The sequence below is a fragment of the Serratia sp. HNCC26DJ244 genome, assembly GCF_057180565.1.
The window spans coordinates 1-238 of sequence record NZ_JBXUGO010000167.1 but is presented as its reverse complement, the minus strand read 5'-3'; the positions used below and the strand labels follow the sequence as shown (position 1 = coordinate 238).

Sequence of the window (238 nt, the reverse complement as noted above, 5' to 3'; positions counted from 1 at the left end):
GAAGCGGGTAACATCATTACGGTATACCGTGGCAACGAAATTATTGGCTCGGCGGTTGTGAAGACGGATCTCTCCTGGTCGATGCAGCCGAACCTGCCGCTTGTGGATGGTGTGGCTGTGTTGACCGCAACAGAGCACGATCTGGTCGGCAACACCACCGATAAGTCACCGGCTTACAGTATTACCGTCAGTACAGCGCCACCGGCACCACCGGTGCTGGGTACGGTCATCGATAATC

At 55.9% G+C, this 238-nt stretch carries 1 protein-coding gene; it reads left to right on the top strand.

The features are described from left to right. Window positions 1-238 (top strand): Ig-like domain-containing protein (locus AC2A06_RS19110; RefSeq protein WP_484381337.1); only part of this gene is annotated, 238 nt, incomplete at both ends.